The sequence below is a fragment of the Nonomuraea diastatica genome, assembly GCF_004349015.1.
In the GTDB taxonomy this organism is placed as follows: domain Bacteria; phylum Actinomycetota; class Actinomycetes; order Streptosporangiales; family Streptosporangiaceae; genus Nonomuraea; species Nonomuraea diastatica.
In genome coordinates this window covers 14,620-39,451 of record NZ_SMKP01000090.1, presented here as the reverse complement: position 1 = coordinate 39,451, position 24,832 = coordinate 14,620, and the positions used below count along the sequence as shown (strand labels likewise).

General features: G+C 71.5%; 22 protein-coding genes and 1 pseudogene. 17 read left to right on the top strand and 6 right to left on the bottom strand.

Annotation, left to right across the window (positions count from 1 at the left end; all coding sequences use genetic code 11):
• The 14 genes and pseudogenes from E1294_RS28535 to E1294_RS28470 all read left to right on the top strand — a co-directional run.
• Window positions 1–198: pseudogene (locus E1294_RS28535) on the top strand (ISL3 family transposase); the annotation flags it as partial.
• A 426-nt stretch (window positions 199–624) separates the two neighbouring features.
• A complete protein-coding gene (locus E1294_RS28530) occupies window positions 625–1,647 on the top strand; it encodes a ketoacyl-ACP synthase III family protein (RefSeq protein ID WP_132513383.1) in 1,023 nt (340 codons plus the stop codon).
• Between the two features lie 31 nt (window positions 1,648–1,678).
• Entirely contained in the window at window positions 1,679–2,770 is a 1,092-nt protein-coding gene (locus tag E1294_RS28525; RefSeq protein ID WP_132513381.1) for a 3-deoxy-7-phosphoheptulonate synthase, read from the top strand.
• A gap of 28 nt (window positions 2,771–2,798) precedes the next feature.
• On the top strand, window positions 2,799–5,102 hold the full coding sequence (locus E1294_RS28520) for a non-ribosomal peptide synthetase (RefSeq protein ID WP_132513379.1): 2,304 nt from the start codon (window positions 2,799–2,801) through the stop codon (window positions 5,100–5,102).
• A gap of 9 nt (window positions 5,103–5,111) precedes the next feature.
• Window positions 5,112–6,284 (top strand): 3-hydroxybenzoate 6-monooxygenase, encoded by a 1,173-nt coding sequence (locus E1294_RS28515; RefSeq protein WP_132513377.1) that lies wholly within the window; start codon window positions 5,112–5,114, stop codon window positions 6,282–6,284.
• 98 nt (window positions 6,285–6,382) lie between these two features.
• Window positions 6,383–7,711 (top strand): salicylate synthase, encoded by a 1,329-nt coding sequence (locus tag E1294_RS28510; RefSeq protein ID WP_132513375.1) that lies wholly within the window; start codon window positions 6,383–6,385, stop codon window positions 7,709–7,711.
• Complete coding sequence (locus tag E1294_RS28505) at window positions 7,708–8,742, top strand: ketoacyl-ACP synthase III family protein (RefSeq protein ID WP_132513373.1); 1,035 nt, start codon at window positions 7,708–7,710, stop codon at window positions 8,740–8,742. Before E1294_RS28510 ends, E1294_RS28505 begins: the two co-directional genes overlap by 4 nt.
• A complete protein-coding gene (locus E1294_RS28500; protein ID WP_165977520.1) occupies window positions 8,742–10,379 on the top strand; it encodes a (2,3-dihydroxybenzoyl)adenylate synthase in 1,638 nt (545 codons plus the stop codon). Before E1294_RS28505 ends, E1294_RS28500 begins: the two co-directional genes overlap by 1 nt.
• A gap of 6 nt (window positions 10,380–10,385) precedes the next feature.
• On the top strand, window positions 10,386–10,607 hold the full coding sequence (locus E1294_RS28495; protein WP_132513369.1) for a phosphopantetheine-binding protein: 222 nt from the start codon (window positions 10,386–10,388) through the stop codon (window positions 10,605–10,607).
• On the top strand, window positions 10,604–12,067 hold the full coding sequence (locus tag E1294_RS28490) for an amidohydrolase family protein (RefSeq protein WP_132513367.1): 1,464 nt from the start codon (window positions 10,604–10,606) through the stop codon (window positions 12,065–12,067). The genes E1294_RS28495 and E1294_RS28490 overlap by 4 nt, the downstream gene beginning before the upstream one ends.
• Window positions 12,068–12,070: 3 nt before the next feature.
• Window positions 12,071–12,844: a 2,3-dihydro-2,3-dihydroxybenzoate dehydrogenase gene (locus E1294_RS28485; protein ID WP_132513365.1), complete on the top strand. Its 774-nt coding sequence runs from the start codon at window positions 12,071–12,073 to the stop codon at window positions 12,842–12,844.
• 24 nt (window positions 12,845–12,868) lie between these two features.
• Window positions 12,869–13,516 carry an isochorismatase family protein gene (locus E1294_RS28480; protein ID WP_132513363.1) on the top strand — a complete coding sequence of 216 codons (648 nt, stop codon included), beginning with the start codon at window positions 12,869–12,871 and terminating at the stop codon, window positions 13,514–13,516.
• A complete protein-coding gene (locus E1294_RS28475; RefSeq protein ID WP_246083341.1) occupies window positions 13,513–15,465 on the top strand; it encodes an anthranilate synthase family protein in 1,953 nt (650 codons plus the stop codon). The genes E1294_RS28480 and E1294_RS28475 overlap by 4 nt, the downstream gene beginning before the upstream one ends.
• 232 nt (window positions 15,466–15,697) lie before the next feature.
• A complete protein-coding gene (locus E1294_RS28470; protein ID WP_132513361.1) occupies window positions 15,698–16,552 on the top strand; it encodes an SDR family NAD(P)-dependent oxidoreductase in 855 nt (284 codons plus the stop codon).
• A gap of 11 nt (window positions 16,553–16,563) precedes the next feature.
• On the opposite strand, the gene E1294_RS28465 is transcribed toward E1294_RS28470, so the two are convergent.
• The 4 genes from E1294_RS28465 to E1294_RS28450 all read right to left on the bottom strand — a co-directional run bounded on the left by E1294_RS28465 (window position 16,564) and on the right by E1294_RS28450 (window position 20,673).
• The gene (locus E1294_RS28465) at window positions 16,564–17,445 is read right to left on the bottom strand and encodes a TIGR01777 family oxidoreductase (RefSeq protein ID WP_132513359.1); all 882 of its coding nucleotides are present in this window, start codon (window positions 17,443–17,445) and stop codon (window positions 16,564–16,566) included.
• Window positions 17,446–17,459: 14 nt separating this feature from the next.
• Complete coding sequence (locus E1294_RS28460) at window positions 17,460–17,984, bottom strand: pyridoxamine 5'-phosphate oxidase family protein (protein ID WP_181958563.1); 525 nt, start codon at window positions 17,982–17,984, stop codon at window positions 17,460–17,462.
• A 71-nt stretch (window positions 17,985–18,055) separates the two neighbouring features.
• Complete coding sequence (locus E1294_RS28455) at window positions 18,056–19,345, bottom strand: multidrug effflux MFS transporter (RefSeq protein WP_132513357.1); 1,290 nt, start codon at window positions 19,343–19,345, stop codon at window positions 18,056–18,058.
• Between the two features lie 110 nt (window positions 19,346–19,455).
• A complete protein-coding gene (locus E1294_RS28450) occupies window positions 19,456–20,673 on the bottom strand; it encodes a cytochrome P450 (RefSeq protein WP_220447981.1) in 1,218 nt (405 codons plus the stop codon).
• Between the two features lie 245 nt (window positions 20,674–20,918).
• On the opposite strand from E1294_RS28450, the gene E1294_RS28445 reads away from it, so the two are divergent.
• The 3 genes from E1294_RS28445 to E1294_RS28435 are packed head-to-tail and all read left to right on the top strand — an operon-like array spanning window position 20,919 to window position 23,597.
• On the top strand, window positions 20,919–22,505 hold the full coding sequence (locus E1294_RS28445) for an aldehyde dehydrogenase family protein (protein WP_246083340.1): 1,587 nt from the start codon (window positions 20,919–20,921) through the stop codon (window positions 22,503–22,505).
• Complete coding sequence (locus tag E1294_RS28440) at window positions 22,502–22,975, top strand: type II toxin-antitoxin system RatA family toxin (RefSeq protein WP_132513355.1); 474 nt, start codon at window positions 22,502–22,504, stop codon at window positions 22,973–22,975. The genes E1294_RS28445 and E1294_RS28440 overlap by 4 nt, the downstream gene beginning before the upstream one ends.
• Window positions 22,976–23,003: 28 nt before the next feature.
• Window positions 23,004–23,597, top strand: a complete 594-nt coding sequence (locus E1294_RS28435) for a YdeI/OmpD-associated family protein (protein WP_132513353.1) — start codon at window positions 23,004–23,006, stop codon at window positions 23,595–23,597.
• A 19-nt stretch (window positions 23,598–23,616) separates the two neighbouring features.
• On the opposite strand, the gene E1294_RS28430 is transcribed toward E1294_RS28435, so the two are convergent.
• Both E1294_RS28430 and E1294_RS28425 read right to left on the bottom strand, forming a co-directional pair.
• On the bottom strand, window positions 23,617–24,273 hold the full coding sequence (locus E1294_RS28430) for a maleylpyruvate isomerase N-terminal domain-containing protein (protein ID WP_132513351.1): 657 nt from the start codon (window positions 24,271–24,273) through the stop codon (window positions 23,617–23,619).
• Window positions 24,274–24,365: 92 nt separating this feature from the next.
• Window positions 24,366–24,794: a VOC family protein gene (locus E1294_RS28425; protein WP_132513349.1), complete on the bottom strand. Its 429-nt coding sequence runs from the start codon at window positions 24,792–24,794 to the stop codon at window positions 24,366–24,368.
• Window positions 24,795–24,832: the final 38 nt, after the last annotated feature.

Below are 24,832 nucleotides of genomic sequence, written 5' to 3'. Positions count from 1 at the left end.
GAGACCGACGACCTCCCCGCCCTGCACACTTTCACCCGCGGCGTCCGCCGTGACCAAGACGCCGTCACCAACGGGCTGACCCTGCCCCACAGCAGCGGCGCCGTCGAGGGCAATGTCTGCCGCGTCAAGGCCCTCAAGCGTCAGATGTTCGGCCGCGCGAACCTCGACCTACTCCGCAAACGGATTCTGCTGGCATAGCTCACTCACCGTGACCACATCACGATCTTTGTGCCAGAGCCACTTTTGCACGGCCACGGACACGCCTCGACGCCTGGCAACAGGACCACCGACCCGAGCGGACCCGTGTTACTCACCTATGTCGACTTCTCCAGGCCCACCCCATATGAAAGATCGGCAACAGGGTCCTTCAGCCGTGGGGAGGAAGTCAAGAGCGTCTACATGCAGGGCTGACCTGGCAGAACGTCCGCGACCTGACCCGTCCTCACAGGGCTGACCGCCTTCCACGCAAAGGCCCGTCCCACAGGGACGGGCCTTTGCTTTGCCGCGGAGTTACCGCTGTTCTGGCTTCACTGGTTGAGAAGCACTCCTAATGACCGGAGCATTGTCGGCCCCTCGTTACCTTCTTAACGTAATAGACAGTAACGAGCTGAAAGGAAGCCGAGTATGCGATTCGATGACATCTGGATCGCCGGCACCGGCGGAGCGCTGGGCGATCTGGTGCCGGTCGAGAGAGCCATCGAGGATGGCTCGTACGACCCCGAGGTCGCCGAGAGCACGGGCGTCGTCTCGATCTCCCAGTCGACCGTCGCGCCCCCTGAAATGGCCGTGACCGCCGGGCGGCAGGCGATCAAGGAAGCCGCCGAGTGCGGCGCCGAGGTCGGCCCGGACACCTACTACCTGCACAGCCACAGCCACTTCCAGGGGCTGGACATGTGGCCGGCGGCGTGCTGGATCGGCAGGGAGCTGATCGGCACCAAGCTCCAGGGCATGCCCGTGGCCGTCTCGGCGGCCTCCAACGGTTCGCTCGCCAGCCTGGAGATCGCCGCAGGGGCTCTGGTCGCCCGGCCCGAACTGCCCAACGCGCTCATCACGATCGCCGACCGGTTCGCGCCGCCCACCGACCGCTGGTATCTCTCGCCGGGCATGGTCTTCGGCGACGGCGGCGCCGCGGCGGTGGTCACCAGGGGCGGCGGCAAGCTGCGCCTGCTGTCCCTGGTGTCCGAGACCGACACCTCCCTGGAAGGGTTGTCGCGCGGCGACGAGCCGTTCGGCACGTTCCCGCAGATCCAGCCGGACATGCGCAAGCGCACCCGTGAGTTCCTGGCCTCCGGCGAGGTGTCGCTGCGCGAGGTCCGCACCCGGTCAGCGGACGGTGTCCGCAACGTCGTCACCCGGGCGCTCGACGAGGCCGGGGTCGCCATGTCCGGTGTCGACTGGTACGCCACCCCCTTCGTCGGGCGGGCCCTGTACCGCGACAGCTTCGTCCGCCCCTTGGCGGAAACGCCCAGGAACACCCTCGCGGGCCTCGGCCTGACGATCGGTCACCTGGGCCCGGCCGACCAGCTGTACGGGCTGAGCTACCTGCTCAAGGAGGAACTGCTCCAGCCGGGCTCCAGGGTCCTCCTGCTCGGCACCGGAATGGGATTCACGTTCTCCGCGGCGGTGCTCGCGGCCGACGGTGTCTGACCTGCTCACGACTTGAACGGAAGGAACCGACATGCACACTGTCCGGGCCATCCACCCGCGCATCGAGGTGGTCGAGCCGCTCCCGTCTCCGGCGGCGCTGCGGGCGGAGATCCCGCTGTCGCTCGGCGCCCAGGACGTCGTCCTCGGCGCTCGCAGGGACATCGTCCAGACACTCAAGGGCACCGACGACCGCCTCGTCGTGGTCACCGGCCCCTGCTCCGTCCACGACCCCGTGGCCGCGCTGGCCTACGCCGAGCGGTTGTCCGAGCTCTCCCGGGACGTGTCGGGCGAACTCCTGATCGTGATGCGGGTCTACGTGGAGAAACCGCGCACCCGGCTCGGCTGGAAGGGCCTCGTCAGTGACCCGAGACTCGACGGCACGCACGACCTGGCCAGCGGGCTGCGGCTGGCCCGGGGGCTGATGGCGGAGATCGTGGGCATGGGACTGCCCGTCGCCTGCGAGTTCCTCGACCCGGCCGTCCCGGCGTACCTGTCCGACCTGGTCTCCTGGGCCGCCATCGGCGCACGTACCGTCGAGAGCCAGATCCACCGGCAGTTCACCAGCGGTCTGGACATGCCCGTCGGGATGAAGAACGGGACCGCCGGCGGGGTGGAGCACGCGATCGACGCCATCGTGGCGGCCGCGGGAGGGCACGTGTTCCCCGCCGTCGGCGACGACGGCTCCGCCGCGATCGTGGCCACCGCCGGGAACCCGGACTGCCACGTCGTCCTGCGCGGCGGCGCGAACGGCCCGAACTACGGCCCCGTCGACGTGGCCAGGGCCCTCGACCTGCTGGGCTCGGCAGGGCTGCCGCGCAGCCTGTTCGTCGACGCCAGCCACGGCAACAGCGGCAAGGACCACGAGCGGCAGCCGGTCGTCGTCGGCGAGATCGCCGAACGGCTCGCGCTGGGCGAGCGCGGCATCGCCGGCGTGATGGTCGAGAGCTTCCTCACCGCCGGCCGCCAGGACCTGGTTCTGGGCCGCACCGACGACCTCACCTTCGGCCAGAGCGTCACCGACGCCTGCGTCGACTGGGGCCAGACCATCCGGATGATCGAGGACCTCGCGCAGTCCGTCACCGCCAGGCGGCGGCTCGCCGAGGCTCCGCTGCTCGCGGGCTGATCCCCGCCGGACCCAAGGAGAGATTTCCATGACCATGACCTCCCTGCCGCTGTCCCGCCCCGTCGGCGGCGACCGCTCCTGGCCGGCGCACCGGCGCCCGGTCGTGCTGCCGGACCGCGCCGGGCGGCAGCCGGACAGGTACGCCGTGACGGCGGTGGCCGTCCTGCTGCACCGCTACACCGGGGAGAGCGACCTGGTGATCGCCTACGGGAACGGCGTGATCCGGGTCCGCGTGACGGGTGAGAGCCCCGCCTGGGACCTGATGGCCACCGTTGCCGCGGCCACGCCCGAGCCGTACGCCGGGCAGGCCTGCCACGCGGCCGTCGCCGCCACGCCGGAGACCCTGATCGCCCCCATCACCGTGCTGGTCCGCGAGGACGGCGCCGAGCTCGTCATGTCGCGGGCGGAGTTCGACGACGACGCCTGCACCCAGTACGCCGCCCACCTCACACGGATCATCGAGGCGATCGCCGCCGAGCCGAGGACCCCGGTGCGGGACATCGCGCTGCTCAGCCCCGGGGAGGCCGGACGCGTCCTGTTCGAGTGGAACCAGACGGACGAGCCCGTGCCGCCCGCCTTCTTCCACGAGACCATCGCGGACATCGCGGCCACGGCGCCCGACCGGATCGCGGTGGCCTGGCCCGGCGGCCGGCTCACCTTCCGCGAGCTCGACGAGCGGGCCAACCAGCTCGCCCGCCGCATGTCGCGAAAGGGCGTGCGCCCGCGCACGGCCGTCGGCGTCTGCTTCCCGCGCGGCCCCGAGAGCCTGATCGCCCAGCTCGCCTGCTTCAAGCTGGCCGCCGCGGCGATCCTGCTCGACCCCGACTTCCCCGCCGACCGCATCCGCTACATGATCGACGACGCCGCCGCCGTGGTGACGCTGACCCTGCGGGCGCACGAGGACAAGGTGACAGGGAACTGCCCGGTGCTCGCCCTCGACGCCGACGACTGGCGCACCGAGCCGGCTGGCCCCGTCCGCGAGCCGGTGCACGCCGACGACCTCATCCACATCTGCTACACCTCCGGCTCCACCGGCGCCCCCAAGGCCGTCATGGTCCGCCACGGCGCGTGCCGCAACCTCGTCTACAGCATGCGCACCCTCTGCGGCATGACCAGCGAGTCCCGGGGCACCTGGCTCGCCGCGCCCGGCTACGGCATGGTCGAGGTCGAGTGCTTCTCGGTGTTGTCCGCCGGCGCGCCGGTGCACATCCCCGAGCCGTCCGTGGTCACCTCGCCCGAGTGGCTGCGCGACTGGTTCGTGAGCAACCGGATCACGCACACGCTGCTGATGAAGACCATGGCGGAGCGGCTGTGGACGCTGGAGTGGCCCGAAGGGACCGCGCTGTCCAACATCAGGATCTGCGGCGAGCGCGTGCAGACGTGGCCCTCCGCCGACCTGCCGTTCCACGTGCTCAACCTGTACGGCTCCGCCGAGGCGACCGTGGTGGCGATGTGCGACCTGACCGAGCTCGGCGAGAGCCTCGGCCCCGGGGGGCGCGCCCGCAGGACGCCGCCGATCGGCAGGCCCACCCCCAACGTCAAGACGTACGTGCTGGGCGACGATCTGAAGCCGGTGCCGCCGGGCGTGATCGGCGAGCTCTGCGTGGCCGGGGACAGCCTGTCGGCCGGATACCTGAACCGGCCCGAGGCCACCAGGGAGCGGTGGATCCCCAACCCGATCGACCCGGACCGGCACCCCGTCCTCTACCGGTCGGGGGACAGCGCCCGCTACTGGACCGACGGCAGCATCGAGATCGTCGGCCGCACCGACGGCCAGGTCAAGGTGCGCGGCAACCGGGTGCACCTCGGCGAGATCGAGGTGGTCCTGGCCGACCACCCCGGCGTGCGCCAGGCCGCCGTGCTGGCCAAGAAGGACGCCCAGGGCGACACCCGGCTGGTGGCCTACATCGAGCCCGAGGCGGGCGCCACCCCGGCGGTCCGGGAGATCCGCCGTGAGCTCGGCCGTACGCTGCCGGCGTTCATGGTGCCGTCGGCGTACGTGATCGGGACCTTCCCGACGTCGACCAACGGCAAGATCGACCGCAACGCGCTGCCGGAGCCGCCCAGGTCCCGGCCGGACGTCGACGCCCCGTACCAGGAGCCGCGCACCCCGGTCGAGCACACTCTGCGGCGGATGTGGGCGGACCTGCTCGACCTTGAGGGCATCGGCGTCCTCGACAACTTCTTCGAGCTGGGCGGTGACTCCGTCCGCGCCGCCAAGCTGGCCGGCCGGATCTGCAGGCTCTTCGAGGTCGGCCTGGAGCTGGACGAGCTGTTCGACGAGGCCAGCATCGAGCAGATGGCCCTGGCCATCGCCGCGGCCCGGGTCTGAGGGGCGGAGATGGCCGACATCATCGTCGCGGGCGGCGGCATCGGGGGCCTGGCCGCCGCCCTGGCCACCGCGCGCCGGGGGCACCGGGTGACCGTGCTGGAGCGGGCCGAGCGGTTCGCCGAGCTGGGCGCGGGCATCCAGCTCGCCCCGAACGCCTTCCACGCCCTCGACCGGCTCGGCGTCGGAGACCGGGTCCGGGCCCGCGCCGTGTACATCGACGAGCTGCGGTTCATGGACGGCACGAGCGGGGAGCGGGTGGCCTCCATGCCGCTGACCCGGGCGTACCGCTCCCGGTTCGGCAACCCGTACGTGGTGGTGGCCAGGGGCGACCTGTACCAGCCGCTGCTGGACGCCTGCCGCGCGGCCCCGGACGTCGAGCTGCTCGGCGGCCGGACGGTCCTCCGGTACGACCAGGACCCGGGACGGGTCCACGTGGTCACGACAGCGGGGGAGCGTTTCACCGGCGCGGCGCTCATCGGTGCCGACGGCATCCGCTCCGCCGTGCGCGCGCAGCTCGTCGCGGACGGGCGGCCGCGGGTCTCCGGGCACACCATCTACCGTTCGGTCATCCCCATGGAGCGCGTGCCGGAGGACCTGCGCTGGAACACCGTGACGCTCTGGGCCGGGCCGAAATGGCACTTCGTGCACTACCCCATCGGCGGCGGAAAGCAGCTGAACCTGGCTGCGACCAGGGACGATGACGCCACGGAAGAGGTGGTCGGCCGGCCGGTCCGCAAGAGCCACGTGCTCAGCCGGTTCCCGAGCCTGAGCGGAACCGCGCGTCGGCTGCTCGACCTCGGCGAGGAGTGGCGGACCTGGGTGCTCTGCGACCGCGACCCGGTCCGCCGGTGGACGGACGGGCGCGTGGCGCTGCTCGGTGACGCGGCCCACCCGATGTTGCAGTACGCCGCCCAGGGCGCCTGCATGGCCCTGGAGGACGCCGTGGTGGCCGGCAGGCTGCTCGACTGCTCCGCCGACGAGATCCCGCAGCGCCTGGAGAAGTACAACGCCGAGCGCCGCGAGCGCACGGCCAGGACCCAGCTCGTGGCCCGCGAGATGGGGACCCGGCTCTACCATCCGGCGGGCGAGGCGGCCCGCGCCAGGAACGCCATGCTCGCCGCGTTCACCGCGGACGAGCTCCACGACAAGGTGGCCTGGCTGCACGGCGCCGCGATCATCTGACCTCGGCTGAGAAGCAACCCTAATCGCGGGTCCATTGTGCCCATGATGTTACCGGCTTAACAATTTAGATAGTAACCCTGAGAGGGGAGAAGACTTCGATGAACAGGCACTACTTCGAAACGCGGGTGCCCCTGTCCGACGACCCCACCGTGGTCGCGGCACGGCTGGCGAGCTCCGGCCCGCACCCCGACTACGTCGTGTACGAGAGCGGCGGCACCTGGTCGTACGCGAGTGGCTGCCGCGCCGAGCTGACGCTGGACCGCGAGGGTGCGCGGCTGCGCCAGGAGGGGGCGGGCGAGGTGTTCCTGCCCTGGGACGGCCACCCGCTGCGGCAGGTGACACGCCTGCTCGGCAGCGTCGCGGTACCCGCGTGGCGGGCCTACGGCTGGGCGACGTTCGAGCTCTCGTACGCCAAGGACGGCCGGCTCGATCACGTCGGCGACGGCCGGCTGCTGCACCTGGTGGTGCCGGCCGCCGAGGCCCGCATCGCGCACGGGCGCGCCCACCTGAGAGCCGCCGATCAGGAGACGCTGACCGCGCTGCTCGACGTCGTCGCCGGGACGGTTCCCGCGCCGGCCACGGAGCCGAAGCCGCTGGAGGTCCGCGGCACGGGCGAGCAGGCGTACCGGTCGATCGTCGAGAACGCCGTCGGCGAGATCAACGCGGGCGAGCTGCACAAGGTCATCCTGTCGCGGGTCGTCCAGGTCGACGAGGACGTCGACCTGGTCGGTACCTACGTGGCCGGGCGCAAGGGCAACAACCCGGCCCGCTCGTTCCTGCTCAACCTGGGCGGCATCGAGGCGTGCGGGTTCAGCCCCGAGATCGTGGTCAAGGTCTCGGCCGACGGCACGGTGGTCAGCCAGCCGCTGGCCGGCACCCGCGCCCTCACCACCGACCTCATCGTCAACGAGCGGCTCCGCTCCGACCTGCTGGGCTCGGCCAAGGAAGTGTACGAGCACGCGATCTCGGTCAAGGTCGGCACGGACGAGCTGGTCGACGTGTGCGTGCCCGGCTCGGTCGAGGTCCCCGAGTTCATGGCGATCCGCGAGCGCGGCAGCGTCCAGCACCTGGCCTCCCGCGTCGCCGGGCGGCTGGCTCCCGGCCACGACGCCTGGGACGCCTTCGGCGCCGTCTTCCCCGCGGTCACGGCCTCCGGGGTGCCGAAGGACGCGGCGTACACCGCGATCCGGCGGCACGAGGGCGAGCCTCGCGGGCTCTACAGCGGGGCGGTGCTGACCGTGGACCACAACGGCGAGATGGACGCGGCCCTCGTGCTGCGCAGCGCCTACCGCGTCGCGGGCCGGACCTGGCTCCGCGCGGGGGCCGGCATCGTCGGGCAGTCCACACCCGACCGCGAGTACGAGGAGACCTGCGAGAAGCTCGAGAGCGTGGCGCGTTACCTGGTTCCCGCCGGGGGTGCGCGATGAGGTTCGACGAGGTCTATCTCGCGGGCATCGGCACGTACCTGCCGCCCACCGTGAGCACGGAGCGGGCGGTCGAGCGGTCCTGGTACGACACGGCCGATCGCGAGGACTCGGGCATGGCGGCCGTGATGGTCGCGGGTGAGTTGCCCGCGCCGGAGATGGCGGCACGGGCCGCGCACGTCGCGCTGGAGCGGGCCGGGCACGCCCCCGGAGACTTCGGCGCGCTGCTGCACAGCGACAGCTTCCACCAGGGCCCCGACGGCTGGTCCGCCCCCCACTACGTGCTGCGGGCCACGCTGGACAGGCCGATCACCGCCGTCGAGGTGCGGCAGGGCTGCCTCGGCATGATCGCGGGACTGGAGATGGCCGCCCACCGGCTGATCGCCGACCGCGGCAAGGACGCCGTGCTGCTGACCGCCGCCGACAACTTCTCCACGCCGCTGGTGGACCGCTGGCGGGCCTCACGGATGTTCCTGCTCGCCGACGGCGCCGCCGCCGCGGTGGTGTCCCGGCGCGGCGGCTTCGCCCGCGTGATGGCCGTCGGATCGGTCTCCGACCCGTCCATGGAGGAGCTGCACCGCGGCGGCGAGGAGCTCTTCCCGCCGGGCGTCACGGTCGGCCGGGGGCTGAACTTCGAGGAGCGCAGCGACCACTGGCGGCGGTTGTGGGCCCAGGGCGTCGCGCCGCCGATGGGCCACTTCGGCGACTGCGTCGCCGAAGTGGCCGAGCGCACGCTGGCCGAGGCAGGAACGACGATGGAGAAGATCGTCAAGGTCTGCCACACCGGTTTCGCGCGCGGCGCGCTCGGCGCCATGTTCCTCGACCCGCTCGGCATCGACCTGGACCGCAGCATGTGGGAGTTCACCCGCACGGTCGGCCACGCCGGCGCCGGCGACCTGTTCATTCAGCTGGAGCACCTGTGGACCGGCGGCGCCGTCGCGCCCGGCGACCGGGTGCTGCTCGTCGGCAGCGCCCCCGGCATGGAGGCCGGCTGCGCCGTCATCGAGATCACCACACCCTATGAGGAGGAGTGATGCTGCAGGGGTGCACACCGTGGCCCGCGGAGACCGCGGCCCGGTACCGGAGTGACGGCACGTGGCGCGGGGAGAGCCTGGGCGACCTGCTGAGATCCTGGGCTCGCCGGAACGGCTCCGCCACCGCCCTGGTCAAGGGGGAGCGCCGGCTCTCCTACCGCGAACTCGACGAGCGCGTCGACCGGATGGCCGCCGGTTTCCTCCGGCAGGGCATCAGGCCGGGCGATCGGGTCGTGTTGCAGCTGCCCAACGTCCCCGAGTTCGTCATCGTGGCCTTCGCACTGTTCCGGATGGGCGCCAAGCCGGTGTTCTCGCTGGCCTCGCACAGGGCCAGCGAGATCAGGCACCTGTGCGAGCTGTCCGGCGCGGCGGCGTACGTCGTGCCCGGCACGTACCGGGGATTCGACCACGTGGCCCTGGCCCTGCGCATGCTAGACGAGGTGCCCGCGCTGCGCCAGGTCTTCGCGCTCGACGCCCCCGGCGGCGTCGCCGGGGTGACCCCGCTGGCCGAGGTGGACGCCGAGCCGGTCGAGCCGCCCCCTGCGGACCCGTCGGACGTCGCCTTCTTCCTGCTGTCCGGCGGCACGACCGCGTTGCCCAAGCTGATCCCGAGGACCCACGACGACTACGCCTACCAGGTCAGGACGGTGGCCGGCATCTGCGGGCTCACCTCCGCCGACGTCTACCTGGCCGCGCTGCCCGTGGAGTTCAACTTCACGTGGGGCTGCCCCGGCGTCATCGGCACGCTGGCCTCGGGGGGGCGGGTCGTGCTCGCCGAGGATCCGGCCCCGGACGACTGCTTCGCGGCGATCGAGCGGGAGCGGGTCACGTTCACCTCGGTCGTCCCCACCGTCGCCCAGCTCTGGTTGGAGGCGGTGGAGTGGGGGGCCGCCGACCTGTCCAGCCTGCGGATGATCCAGATCGGCGGCGCCCGCCTCCAGCCGGAGCTGGCCGCGCGCATCGAGCCGGGGCTCGGGTGCCGTCTGCAGCAGGTGTTCGGGATGGCCGAAGGGCTGCTGTCCATGAGCCGCGCGGACGACGACCCGGCGTCGGTGCTGGAGACGCAGGGACGGCCCGTCTCGCCGGCCGACGAGGTCCGCATCGTGGACGAGCGCGGCGACGACGTGCCCCCCGGTGCGGCCGGAGAGCTGCTCACCCGTGGTCCGTACACGCTGCGCGGCTACTACCGGGCCGAGGAGCACAACCGGCGGGCCTTCACCGCGGACGGGTTCTACCGCACCGGCGACGTGGCCCGGCTGACCTCGGAGGGCCGCCTGGTCATCGAGGGGCGGCTGAAGGACGTCATCATCCGCGGCGGCGACAAGATCTCGGCCGGCGAGGTGGAAGGGCACCTGCTCACCCACCCGCGGATCGCCAGGGCCGCCGTGGTCCCGGTGCCCGACGAGTTCCTCGGGGAGCGGATCTACGCCTTCCTCGTCTCCCCGGGCGAGCGGCCGGGGCTGGCCGAGCTGAAGCAGGCGCTGCACGAACGCGGCCTGGCCGAGTTCAAGCTGCCGGACCGCGTGGAGTTCGTCACGGCGTTCCCGCTGACGCCGCTCGGCAAGGTCGACAAGAAGGTGCTGGCCGCCGCGGCCATGGACCGTGACGCGCCCAGGGAGTGGGCCCAGGAGGGATGACTGATCATGGAGAACACGCTGCGCGAGAACGTCGCCGCCATCATCGGCGCAACGCCCGAGGAGATCCCTGGCGATGCCAACCTCGTCTACCTCGGGGTCGGCTCGCTGGAAATGATGCGACTCGTCACGAAGATGCGCAGGCAGGGCATCACGCTGGACTTCAGCGCGCTGGCCGCCGACCCGACCCTCGACGCGTGGGAAGGGCATCTGAGAGAGGCCGTCCAATGAGCACCCTGCTGATCAAGGGCGGCTGCCTCTACCCCGCCGACCCCGGGGCGAGCGTCATCCCCGACGGCTCCGTCCTCGTCGAGGACGGCAGGATCGCCACCGCGGGCCCGACCGCCGAGGTCGCACCCCTGGGGGAGAGCGCGCGGGTGATCGACGCCCGCGGCAAGATGATCCTGCCGGGCTTCGTCAACGCCCACTGGCACGAGATGTTCGCGATGCGGCTCGCGTTCAAAGGCGCGCTGCGCCCGCCCGCCGACCGCGACGACCGGCCCGCGTTCATGGCGCTGGGCGGCGACATCGGGCAGATCTCCGCCGTCTTCGACTCCTTCCGCGACACGATCGGCCGGCTCTCGCCCGACGAGGCCGCCGCCATCGCCCGCTACTCGATGTGGACCCAGCTCCGGTCCGGCGTGACCACGCTGGGCGACGTCGGCTCGGTCAACCGTCCCGAGGCCATGGCCGCGGCCGCCCGCGACCTCGGGATGCGCTGCGTCATCAGCACCTGGGCCAGCGACGCCGTCTGCGTCCCCGGCGAGGGCCGCTTCCGCAGGACCCGCGACGCCGACACGGTGCTGCAGGACTTGGAGGACGTGCTGCGCGCGGTCGCCGCCGATTCCGGCGGGCTGCTGCGCGCCCGCCCGACGGCCGTCTACGGCACCAACATGACCGACGAGCTCGGTGCCGGCCTGGCCGACCTGTCCGCACGGTACGACGTGCCGTTCGCCGCCCACGTCGGCGCGCTGCGCAACGAGCCCGAGGCGATGCTGGCCTGCTACGGCGCCGCGCCGGTCCGCCGGTTCGCCGACCTCGGCCTGCTGTCCGGCCGTTTCATGGCCGTCCACTGCGCCTTCGCCGACGCGGCCGAGCGCAAGCTGCTCGTCGAGTCCGGCGCGCACATCAGCCACTCGCCCGCCAAGTACGGCGCGGCCGGCGAGTCCACGATCACCGAGACCCGGGCCATCCCCGAGCTGCGCAGGGCCGGGCTGGACGTGTCACTGTCCACCGACGGCGCGGCGATGCCCCTGGGCGGGATGGCCGAGGCGATGAAGAGCGCCTGGCAGGTCTACAACGAGATGTACGCGGACCCGACCGAGCTGCGCCCGACCGACGCGCTGGCGATGGCCACCCGGGTGGCCGCGCGTGGCCTGGACTGGGACGACGAGATCGGCAGCGTCGAGCCGGGCAAGCAGGCCGACCTGGTGCTGATCCCCGCCGACGACTGGCGCTACCTGCTCAACCCGCGCCCCCTGGAGAGCTTCCTCGCCCTCGGCGGCTCGATGGACGTGGACACCGTGATCGTGGCCGGCCGGGTGCTGGTCGAGGGCGGCCGGGCCACCGCCGTGGACGAGGCGCGGCTGGAGAACGACTACCTGGAGGCCCTCGCCTCCTTCTCGGTGCGCTGCCTCGGCATCGATCGGGACCTGGCCGCCGCGACGACCAGACGACAGCAAGGAGGATGAGCCATGAGAAACACGACGGGCCTGGTCACCGGGGCCGCGGGCGGCATCGGCGAGGCCGTGGTCCGCGCCCTCGTCGCCGAGGGCGTGGCCGTGGCGGCGCTGGACGCCAACGCGCAGGCCCTGGCCATGGTCGTCAAAGAGCTCGTGAACGAGGGGCACGTGGTCCGCGGCTATCCCGTGGACGTGTCGTCGAGCGTCGCCGTGGACGCGGTGGTCGAGGCGGCCGAGCACGAGCTGGGGCCCATCAGTTCCCTGGTGAACGCCGCCGGGGTGCTGCGCACCGGCGCCGCGGTCGCGCTCACCGACGACGACTGGAACCAGACGTTCGCCGTCAACGCGACCGGCGTGTTCCACGTCAGCCGGGCGGTGGCCCGCCGCATGGTCCCCCGCAGGACGGGCGCCATCGTCACGGTGGCCTCCAACGCCGCGAGCACCCCGCGCTGGAACATGGCCGCCTACGCGGCCTCCAAGGCGGCCGCCGCCGGATTCACCCGGTGTCTCGGCCTGGAGGTCGCCAAGTTCGGCATCCGGTGCAACGTGGTCGCCCCCGGCTCTACCGACACCCCGATGCTGACCTCGCTCTGGGGAGAGGGCGGCGACGCGCTGCGGGCCTGCCTCGACGGGGCACCCGAGCAGTTCCGGGTCGGCATCCCGCTGGGCCGGCTGGCCGAGCCCGCCGACGTCGCGGACGCCGTGGTGTTCCTGCTCTCGCAGCGGGCCGCGCACATCACCCTGCACGACCTGACCGTCGACGGCGGCGCCGCCCTCGGCCGCTGACCCGCCTATCGAAAGGGAGGAATCATGGCGATTCCCGTCATCGAGTCGTATCGCATGCCGGTCGAGGCCGAGCTGCCGGACAACATCGCGCCCTGGACCATCGACCCGGCACGGGCGGTGCTGCTCGTCCACGACATGCAGAACTACTTCCTGCGGCCGTTCCAGCAGGCTCGGTCCCCGCTGGACGACCTCGTGAGCAACGTCGCCGCCCTGCGGTCCGGGTTCGCCCGCCACGGCGCCCCGGTGGTCTACACGGCGCAGCCCGGCGGGATGACCGACGAGCAGCGCGGGTTGCTGAAGGACTTCTGGGGAGCCGGGATGTCGAAGGACCCGGAGCATAGGATGATCGTCAGCGGACTGGCGCCGGCCGGCTCGGACACCGTGCTGACCAAGTGGCGGCCCAGCGCGTTCTGCCGGACCGGCCTGCTGGAGCTGATGCGCGACAGGGGACGCGACCAGCTGGTGATCTGCGGAGTGTACGCACACGTCGGGATCCTGATGACGGCGCACGAGGGGTTCTCGAACGACATCCAGACCTTTCTGGTGGCGGACGCAGTCGCGGACTTCTCGTGGGAGCACCACAAACTCGCCCTGGTGTACGCCGCCACGAGATGTTCGGTGACCGTGTCGACCCGCTCCGCGCTGGACATGATGGACGGAGACGACCGGTGACCGGGCGCGCGGGGGCGTGCCTGACGGGCGCCGAACTGCTCGACCTGGTGCTCGGCCCCGGCACGCCCCCGTTCGCCCTGCTGCACCGTCCAGGCGCCGGCCGCCACGACCAGGTCGACCTGCTCGTCGGCGAGACCGTCGAGGTCGGCTCCGTCGCCGGCATCCCCCTGCCGCCGCCCGGCGGCAGGGGCCGGCACGAGGTGCTGGCGATCCTGCCGTACCGGCAGATCGGGGAGCGCGGGTTCGCCTGCCCCGACGACGGCGCCCCGCTGCTCGCGATGACCGTGACCGGCCAGGCCGAGCTCTCGCTGGACGACGTCATGGAGCGGCTGCCCGACGGGCCGATCGAGCTGGACGAAGGGCGCTTCGACGCCGACGACGAGCAGTACGCGGCCACGGTCCGGCGGGTGCTCACCGAGGAGATCGGCCAGGGCACGGGCGCGAACTTCGTCATCAAGAGGACGTTCTCCGCCGAGATCGCCAACTGGTCGACCGGCACGGCGCTGGCCTTCTTCCGGCGGCTGCTCGGCCGCGACCCCGGCTGCCACTGGACCTTCCTGATCCACACCGGCACGCGCACCTTCGTCGGCGCCTCCCCGGAGCGGCACATCAGCCTCGACGCGGGCACCGCCGTGATGAACCCGATCAGCGGCACCTACCGCTACGGCGCCGACGGCCCCGAGCTCTGCGGGCTCCTGTCGTTCCTGTCCGACGACAAGGAGGCCAACGAGCTCTACATGGTGCTCGACGAGGAGTTGAAGATGATGGGCCGCATCTGCGAGCGCGGCGGGCACGTGCTGGGGCCGCGGCTCAAGCAGATGGCCCGCCTGGCCCACACCGAATATCTGATCGAAGGGCACAGCACGCTGGACGTCAGGGAGATCCTGCGCGAGACCATGTTCGCGCCCACGGTCACCGGAGGCCCGCTGGAGAGCGCCTGCCGCGTGATCGACCGCTTCGAGCCGGAGGGCCGCGGCTACTACGCCGGCATGGTGGCGCTCATCGGCCGCGACGACGCGGGGGAGCAAGCCCTGGACTCCGCGATCCTCATCCGCACCGCGGACATCGACGCGGCCGGCCGGATGCGGATCTCCGTCGGGGCGACGCTCGTCCGGGACTCCGTCACGGCCTCGGAGGCGGCCGAGACCCGGGCGAAGGCGGCGGGCCTGATCGACGCGCTGTACGGCGTCCGGCCGGCTTCCGGCTCCGCGCACGCCGGTTGCGAGGAGGTCCCGGACCTCAACGCCCATCCCCAGGTGGAGCGCATCCTCACCGAACGCAACACCCCCCTCGGCGCGTTCTGGTTCGAAGGGCCGGAGCGCGGGGCGTACGAGGTGCCTGAGCTGGTGGGCCGGCGCGTGCTGGTGATCGACGCGGAGGACACCTTCACCGCGATGGCCAGGCACATGCTGGGGGCACTGGGCTTGGAGGTCACCGTACGCTGCTACGACGACGACTTTCTGTTCGACGGATACGACGTGGTCATCGTGGGCCCCGGACCAGGGGATCCGAGGGACCACCGGCACCCCAAGATCGCCCGCATCCGCGAGGTGACGCGGCGGCTGCTGAAGCTCGGCGTGCCCTTCTTCTCCGTCTGCCTGGGCCACCAGGTCCTCAGCACGCAGCTCGGCCTGGAGATCGTCCGCAACCCGTTCCCCAACCAGGGCGTGCAGCGGAAGATCGGCTTCATGGGCCGGACGGAGCTCGTCGGCTTCTACAACACCTTCGCGGCCCGCAGCCCGGCCGGCCGGTTCCCCTGCCGGGCACGCGAGGGCGCCGTCGAGGTGTCCAGGGAGGTGGACACGGGCGAGGTCCACGCGCTGCGCGGGCCCGGTTTCGCCTCGGTGCAGTTCCACCCCGTGTCGGTGCTGACGCACAACGGCGTGCACATCCTCGGCGCGGTGCTCGGCGACCTGCTGAAGGAACGCCACCCGTCCTCCGGCCGCTGACCGGCGGTCCCGCGCCGGGCGCGCGGGACCGCCGCACCGCACCTCATCCCGCCGTCCCGGCGGCAGACCCTCCACGCTCGGCAACCGAAGGGAAGCCGAGAGCAAAGATGGCACCGGCGCCACACACGGCGCGTCCGATCGCCTCGGCGGCGATCGGACGGTTCCTGCCCTGCTCCGCAGGGGATCCGATCCCTCCCTCGCCTGAAGTCGAGGGTTTCCTCGGAGGTATCCGATGAACAAGAACTGGCTCATCACGGGCACGTCGCGCGGCTTCGGCCGCAGCTGGACCCAGGCCGCGCTGAAGCGCGGCGACCGGGTGGCCGCGTGCGCCCGCGACACCGGCGCCCTCCGCGAGCTGCACGAGCAGTTCCCGGACGCACTGCTGCCCATCGCCCTGGACGTGACCGACCGGGAGGCGGCCTTCGCCGCCGTGCGGGAGGCGCACAGCCGCTTCGGCCGCCTCGACGTCGTGGTCAACAACGCCGGCTACGGCCACTTCGGCTTCGTCGAGGAGATCACCGAGGCGGAGGCGCGCGCCCAGCTCGAGACGAACCTGCTGGGCGCGCTCTGGGTCACCCAGGCCGCCATCCCGCTGTTGCGCGCGCAGGGCGGCGGCCACATCCTGCAGGTGTCCAGCATCGGCGGGGTCGCGGCATTCCCGAACCTCGGCATCTACCACTCCTCCAAGTGGGCGCTGGAAGGCCTGTCCGAGGCCCTCTCCCAGGAGGTCGCCGGCTTCGGCATCAAGGTCACCATCATCGAACCCGGCGGCTACGCCACCGACTGGGGCCGTTCCTCGGCCGTCACCTCCGCGGGCCACCCGGTGTACCAGCCTTTCCGCGACGCCCGGGCCAAGGCGCTCGCGGCCATGGTGCAGCCGGAGCCGGACGACACGGCCGCGGCCATGCTGGCCGTGGTCGACGCCGACGAGCCGCCGCTGCGCCTGCTGCTGTCCGGCGCCGCGTACGACGTCGCGACCGGCGTGTACGCGGCCCGGCTGAAGACCTGGGCGGCGTGGGAGCAGATCTCGCGCGCCGCGGGCGACCCCGAGGCCGGCTGGCCGGGACAGCGGAGGTTGCCGGCCTAGGGGAAGGACGGTCAGAGGATGTCGGCGAGCGCGTGGTCGAGCTCGGTGTGCCGGAACGTGAAGCCCGCGTCGTTCAGGACCTGCGGCACCACGCGCAGGCTGTTGAGCGCCAGCTCGTCGGCCGCCTCGCCCAGCGCGAACCGGACCACCGCCTTCGGCATCGGCAGGAACGCGGGCCTGCCGAGTGCCCGTCCGACCGTCCTGGTGAACGCGGCGTTGGTCACGGGTTCCGGGGCGCACAGGTTGATCGGGCCGGACAGGTCCGGGTGCTCCAGGACGAACCGCATGGCCGCGACCTCGTCGTCCACGCTGATCCATGCGATGTACTGCCGGCCGTCGCCGAACCGCCCGCCGAGCCCGAGCCGGACCATCGGTCTGAGCACGCCGATCAGGCCGGTGTCCGGCGTCAGCACCAGGCCGGTGCGCAGCAGCGCGACCCGGCCGCCCGCGTCCTGCGCCGCCTTGGTGGCGGTCTCCCAGTCGATGACCATCTGGGCGAGGAAGCCGCCTCCGGGGCCGGAGGACTCGTCGGCCGCGGTGTCGCCGACGTTGCCGTAGAAGCTCACGCTGGAGGCGTTGATCAGCGTGGGAACGCCGTGCTCCGCGACGGCCTCGGCCAGCGTCCTGGCCGGCTCGATCCGGCTGTCACGCATGCGCTGCTTCTGCTCGGCGGTCCACTTGCCCTGCACCGGCGCGCCGCACAAGTTGATCACCGCGTCGACGCCGTCGAACGCGCCGCTCGCGATCGAGCCGGACGGGGGATCCCATCCGATTTCGTCGTCCGCCGCCGGTTCGCGTCTGACGAGCCTGCGTACGTCGTGGCCCGCCGCACGAAGCTCGGGCACCAGCGCTCTGCCGATGAGACCTGAGGATCCCGCCACAAGAGTCAACATGTCGGCGAGACCCGTCAGGTGGCGAAGCGGTAGCGGGTCTGGGCGTGCGGCGCCTTGCCGAAGGCGAGCACCTTGGCGGGGTCGACGCGGAGCACGACCGCGGGGTGGCCGGCGACCTGGGCGACGCCGTCGACGACCTCGAGCCGCCAGCTCGCGTCGGCACCGTACTTGTCGTCGAACGCCGAGGCGATCCCGCGCAACGCGCCGGGGTCGGTGACGACGGCGGCCGTGCCCTCGACGACGACGTCGAGTCCCTGAGTCCAGTGGTTGTTCCCGGTCGTCACCGCGACCTTGGCGCTGTGCTCGAGATTGCGCATCTTCTGCTCGAACGAGGCGGTGGTGAAGTACACGGCGTCGTCGTGCCACACCGCGACCACGGGGGTCACGTGCGGCCTGCCGTCGGCGCGTACGGTCGACAACCAGAACAGCTCGGCGGTTCGCAGCACGTCGAAGGTCTCCTCCCAGGAGGTGGCCTCGATCCCGGGCTCGCTGAAGCGCACGTCGAGTTCGGCGGCGGGGTACGTGGTGGTGATGGTCATCTTCTCCTCTTTCCTGTTCTTCGGGGATGTCAGGCGAAAGGGGCCGGCGACGAGGCCGGCCCCGCGGGACGTCAGGACTTCGTGCGGGTGGGCTCGCCGTGGCCGCGCCAAGGGCGGGCGATGGTCACGAGAGCGAGGGTGGAGACGGTGAAGGCGGCCAGCATCAGGACGGCCATGGGTACGGCGGTGCTGGTGCCGAGGAGGCCGGCGAGAGGGGACGCGGCCGCGCCGAAGACGAACTGGCTGCCGCCGATGAGGCCGGACGCCGCTCCGGGAGCCCGGTGGCCGAGCGACTGGATGATGGTCATGGTGGCGGGGAAGACGACGCCGATGCCGGTGAGGGCGAAGAAGAGGCAGATCCAGACGGTCGCGAGGTTGCCGCCGGTGGAGGCCAGCAGGAGGACCAGCACGGCCGCGGCGACCAGCGACAGGGCCAGGCCGGCGATGAGCAGGGTGTTGAAGCGCACGCGGGCGGCCAGGCGGCCGAAGAGGATGCCGCCGGCCAGCGAGCCGAAGGCGTTGACGGCGAAGATCAGGCTGAACAGTCCGGACGAGACGCCGTACACCTGGTGGAAGACGAAGGCCGAGCCGGAGATGTAGATGAAGAGGGCGGCGCTGGTGAAGGACGACGTGAGAACGTACCCCACGACGGCTCGTCCGCTCAGGAGGCCCGCCATGGCCTTGAACGTCCTGCCCACGCCGCCGCCGCGGCGGCGGTCGGCGGGCAGCGACTCGGGGAGCCAGAGCGCGACGACCACCGCCAGCACGAGCCCGAAGGCGGCCAGCACCGCGAAGACGGTGCGCCAGGTGGCGATGCCGAGGACGGCGCCGCCCAGGATCGGGGCGGCCACCGGGGCCACCACCACGATGGCCGACAGAGTCGAGAAGTGCCGGGCCGCCGCCGGGGTGCCGTGGAATCGGTCGGTCAGCACGGCCCTGGCGATGACGAGGCCCGCGGCTCCGGTGATCCCCTCCAGCAGGCGGGCGGCGTTGAAGACCTCGATGGTGGGGGCGACGGCGCAGATCACCGAGAAAATCGTGAAGAGCCCGGCGCCGGCGAGCAGGACGCTGCGGCGGCCCAGGGCGTCGCTGATCGGCCCCAGCAGGATCTGGCCCGCGGCCAGGCCGACGAGGAAGGCCGTCATGGACAGTTGCACCGAGGAGTCGGTCGCGCCCAGCGATCGCGCCAGCTCGGGGAAGCCCGGGATGTACATCCCGTTGGCGAGCGGCGCGAGCGCGGTCAGCGCGGCGAGCATCAGGATGAGGCGGGCGACCTGCTTCGGGGGCGCCTGACCGAGCGCGGCCTCCGGCGGCCGGCCGCTGATCGGGGCGGTCGCGGCCTCGGTCGTGTTCGATGACATGATCGTGAGGTGCCTTTCTGATGGGTGGCGTACGGCGCTCGCGGCCGCGGCAGGCGTGGCCCTTCGGGTCGCGAAGGTCGTGACCGGAGTGGCGCCGGTCGGTTCGCTGGTCAGCCGAATGACAGGGGAAGCGTTTCCGGGCCGCAGATCCCCACGGGCCCCCGCGAGGAGTAGGGTCCGGCGATGGACGGCGGCCCCAGCCGGCGCGCGAGGACGGGAAGCGCCTCGCCCAGTTCGGCGCGGGCGAGCGCGGCGCCCAGGCAGTAGTGCGGCCCGCCGCCGAACTGCAGCGCGGGCGTGTCCCTGGTGACTGTGATGTCGAAGGTGCCGGCGTCCTGGTAGGCCCGCGGGTCGCGCTGCGCGGGCGCCGCGCATACCAGCAGGAACGTGTCCTGCGCGATTCGCAGGTCACGGTAGTCGAAGTCCTCGCGGGCGAAGCGGAAGAGGGTGGTCGCCGCCGGGCGCCACCGGATGACCTCCTCGACGGCCTGGGCCGTCAGCTCGGGGCGCTCGCCCAGCAGGGTCCACTGGGCGGGGTGCTCCGAGAAGGTCACCATCGCGTTGGACAGCTGGTGCCGCGTCGTGTCGTGTGCCGCGAACACGAGCGTGACGAGGAGATTGCGGATCTCCGCCATGCTCACCCCGCCGTCCGCCTCATGGGCGGCCACGAGCGCGGAAATGAGGTCGTCCGTCGGATGCGCCTTCTTGTTCTGGATCAGGAACTCGCTGTACTCGGTCAGCCCGATGACGGCGTTCTCCACGCGCGTGGCGGTGTCGGTTCCGGAGGCAAGGCTGAAGACCAGCCCGATGTCCGTGCTCCACGTGCGGAACGTCTCGTAGTCCGCCGGCGGAATGCCGAGCATCTGGCACATGACCGCGAGCGGCAGTTTGTTGGCGAAGTCCTCCACGAAATCGCAGACTCCGGTCCTGGCCATTTCTGCGGCCAGGTTCTCGGCCTGCACCCGGATGAAACCGCGCAGGTCGTTGATCATCCGAGGGGTGAACGCCTTGTTCACCAGGCCGCGGATACGTCGATGCTCGTCCCCGTTCTGGTTCCCGATCATCGGGACGAACCAGTTGTAGATCGGCCCGTCGGAGATTCCGTTCATCTCCAGATATTTCTCGCTGTTGGGCTTCAACCGCTGGTCCCGCAGGAGCTCATGTGCCTCTTCGTAGCGGAGCACGAGAAGGCCGATCGGGCTCTCCGCGTACCAGCTGTGTTCCCGGGCCGCCGCCGCCTCCGGCGAGCCGAAGTCGAAGGCGGGATCCAGGACGTTGAGGAACGGCGCGGCAGGAGACGCCGGGGCGGAGCCGATCATCGTCGACATATCTCTCCCATCTGAGTATTGCGGAGTGGCCTTCCCGACAATGCCGCGCGGCCGGCCCCCATGGAAGTATCCGGCCAGTAGATGTGCTTATCAGTGCAGGTCCGGCACGTTTATGCCGGGCTCCGCCCCAATAAGGACGGCGCCGGAGCCGCATAAGAATCCCTTATGGACGGCTCGTTGTCCGGCCGATGCCGCCGGAATAGTTTGGCCGCACAGCCATATTCGGATTGACCGAAGGGGGTAACGTGAAGTTCGGCACATATCCGGCCTACATTTGCGGCCGGGACGTCACCGGCGACAATGCGCGATTCGTTCACACCATTACCGCCCGAGCCGTCATCGAGGACACCTTTCCCAGCCTGAGACTCAAGCAGGACCTCGATCGGGGGATCATCGAGCCGTCCGCGGCGGGGGAGCGGGTGGTGGGAGCGTGCGCCGTCGCCGACGAGGAAATGATCGCCATGGCCCTCGAATCGGCCGCGCGCGCCGCCCCCGCCTGGGGGCGGGTCCCGCTCGCCGACCGGATCGAGATCGGGCGGCGCATCGCCGAACGGCTCCTTGACCACCGTGACCCCATCGTCGAGATCCTCGTCGCCGAGGGCACGCCGCGCTCGGCCGCCGAAGCCATGATCGGCGGGGTTCCCCACGCGAGCTGGAGCCGGGAGACCCTGGAATGGTGCGCTGAGCAGTTCGAGTTCCGCCGGCAGGACGGCGCGCGCGAGATGACGCTGCGCCGGGTGCCCGACGGGGTCGTCTGCGTCAACCCGCCGCAGAACGCCGCGACCGTCAACGCGCTGAACGGCCTGACCGCCCTCCTGGCAGGCAACGCCGTGGTGATACGCGCCCCGCGCGGGGTCGCGCTCAGCTGTATGTACACCATGCGCGAGGTCGTCGCGCCGGTGCTCGAAGAGGCGGGGGCGCCGCCCGGCACGTTCAACGCCCTCTGCGGACCGCCCATGCTCGACGCCTGGCTGGCCAGCGAGCACGTCAACGACATCCTCTACTTCGGCGGCAGCAAGAAGGGGCTGGAGTTCGAGGGTCAGTGCGTCGCGGCGGGCAAGAAGCCGATCCTCGAACTGGCCGGCGACGACTGCTGCGTGGTCTGGCGCGACGCCGACCTGGACGCCGCGGTGGAGAGCGTCACACAGTTCTTCCTGAACTCCGGCCAGATCTGCCACGTCCCCAACCAGGTGGTCGTCCATCCCGCCATCGCCGACGAGCTCATCGAGCGGCTGGTCGTGGCCACCAAGAAGATCCAGCCCGGATATCCGGACGAGGACGGCGTGGTGCTCACCCCCGTCCTCGGGGTCGACTGGTTCTTCGGCTGCCTGGGGGAGGCGCTCGCCAAGGGCGCCAAGCTCGTCCACGGCGGCCGCCGCCTCGAAGTGGACGGATCGTCGTCGGACACCGGCTTCTTCGTCGAGCCGAGCATCGTCCGGGTCGACGGCCTCCACGACGCCCGGTCATTGTCGGTGGTCCGCGACGAGACGTTCTTCCCGCTGCTGCCGGTCATCGTGCCCGGCGCGGGCACGGACGACGACGCTCTGATGGAGGACGTGCTCCGCTTCGTCAACACCAACGCGTACGGCCTGCGCAACTCCTTCTGGTCGACCGGTCCTGCGACCATCCAGCGCTTCCTGGACGACGTCTCGAACGGCGGCAACCTGAAGATCAACGACTCGCACGGCGGTTTCCTGCCCTTCCTGCCCAACCAGGGCGGCAACGGTCTCACCGGCGGCGCCTTCGGCGAGGCCAGCCACCCCATGCTGCGCACCACCCGCCTGCAGGCGGTCAGCATCGTCCGCCCGGCGGAGCAGGAGGACCGATCATGACCTCGCGCGTCCTGAGGGCCACGGCCCCGATGCCCGCCGACGACGTGATCGAGCGGCTCGGCGACGAGCCAGCGTTCCCCGCGTACGCCGGCGATCTCCTCTCCGTCTCCGACGCCGGCGGCGGGCTCCGCGCGTGGGTGCTCGCCTTCCGCGGCGGCACGGCGGCGTGGGTGCAGCGCAGCCGGCGGACGGAGCCGTACCGCATCGAGTTCGAGCAGGTCCACGGCGACTTCCGGCATCTCAAGGGAGCCTGGACGGTCGCCGGCGTGCCGGGCGGCTGCGAGATCGCGTACGAGGTCGGCTACAGCACGAGCGTCCCCCACCTCGCGGGGGCGATCGACTCGGCCGCCGGGCGGGTGCTGATCCGCGCCGCCCACCAGATCATGTCCGCCGTCGCCGGCCCGGTGCGCGTCACGGCCGGGGGCCACTTTCTGAGCGACCTGCCGGAACCGCGGGACGCGGTGCGATGATCAGGCCGGGGGAAAGTACGGTGAACCGATGACGGACGGCGCCCTGCACTGTGCCACGGCCGACGACTTCGCCGCCTGGCTGGAGGAGCATCACCAGACGGCGGCCGAGATCTGGCTCGCCCTGCCGAAGAAGGGCACGGACGTGGCCTCGGTCACCAGGTCCGAGGCCCTCGACGTGGCCCTGTGCTACGGATGGATCGACGGGAAGGCCGCTTCCGCCCGCATGCCGGACGGCTGGTGGGCCCAGCGCTTCTCGCCGCGGCGGCCCCGCAGCCCGTGGTCGAAGGTCAACTGCGCCAGGGTCGAGGAGCTGATCGCTGCGGGCCGGATGCGCCCGGCCGGGCTTCACCAGGTCGAGCGGGCCCGGGCCGACGGCCGCTGGGCCGCGGCGTACGCGCCGCAGAGCACGGCCGAGGTGCCGCCCGAACTGCAGGCCGCGCTCGACGCCTCGCCGGGCGCGGCGGCCGCCTTCGCCGCGCTCAGCAGGAGCAGCCGCTACCAGATCCTGCTCACCCTCCAGAAGGCGAAGAAGGCCGAGACCCGGACCCGCAGGATCGCCGGCTACGTCCAGCGCCTCGAGGCGGGCGATCCGCCGCACGGCCCCGTGAGCGGCGGTCGTTGAACCGGCCGCCACCGGACGATCATCCGAGGACGAACGGGAGCCTCGCGGCAAGGTCGCCCAGTTCGGCCTTCTCCGCGTCGGCCGGGGCACGCCGTCCCGTGCCGACCAGCAGCGCGTTCTTGTCGGAGAACGACGCGGGGAACGTGGTCCCGGCGATCTTCTCCAGCATCTCGCGGGCCCTGGCGAGCCCTTCCGCGGGAGGTTCCTCCGCGTTCGGCAGGTGCGCGATCAGGTCGAGGTGGTGCAGCGTCCACTCCAGGACGTACGCGGAGAGGTAGTCGCCCGCGGTGAGGACCATGTCCTGGGTGGCGACCCGCCGGCGCGGGTCGGCGAGTTCGGCTGCGCGGCCGGCGGCGGAGCCGACGTCGTCGAGGTGGAACTTGAGCAGCCGCGGCTCTTCGTACGCGGCGGCCAGCCGGACGATCAGCGCGTCGAGCGGGTCGTCGCCGGTCGGCGGCGTCGCGCTGACCTTCCAGTAGGTCACCGCGTCGCTGGTCGGATCCTTCTCCGCGGGGGTCACGAGCGTGATCAGAACGTCCTGGGCATCGATGATCAGGTGACACGCGAGGTCTCGCACCAGCCAGCCGGCACAGCCGGACGGCCGGGCGAAGTCCCCGTCGGGCAGGTCGGCGACCGCCGTGCGCAACGCCGTCCAGGAGCGTGAGAAGAGATCCATGGCGCCACCGTAGTGCGGTGCGGCGAAAGCCGGCACATGCCTTGGGGAAGGTCAGCGCGCTCGCCCGGCCGGCCGCCGCCACGCGCGGGCGCTCACGGTTTCTCCTTCAAGGAGGCCAGGACCTCAAGGTAGTGCGGGTTGTACATCAGGCCGAGAAGGTTGCCCCACGGGTCGATCACGGAGGCGGTGATGAAGCCTTCGCCACGGTCATGGGGGGCGTCGTGCTCTTTCGCCCCCATGGCCACGAGCCTTTCGAGGGCCGCGGGCACGTCGTCCACGTGCCAGAACGCCACGGCTCCCGCCGGGCCGCCGATCGTGCCGGGGTCGGGGGTCATGGCCAGCTCGGTTCCGGCGTAGGAGCTGTTGACGAAGCCGAACTCGTGCCCGTAATCGCCGACGCGCCACTCCATGTAGGCAGGGGTCTCCAGGTAGGGCGGGATCCCGAACAGCTCGGTGTACCAGTGCTTGGTCGCCCCGAAGTCGGGAGAATAGAACGTGAGGGTGGTAAGACCTCGCAGCATCGCCGGTTCCTCTCTCGCGGTGTTGTGACCATCCTCTC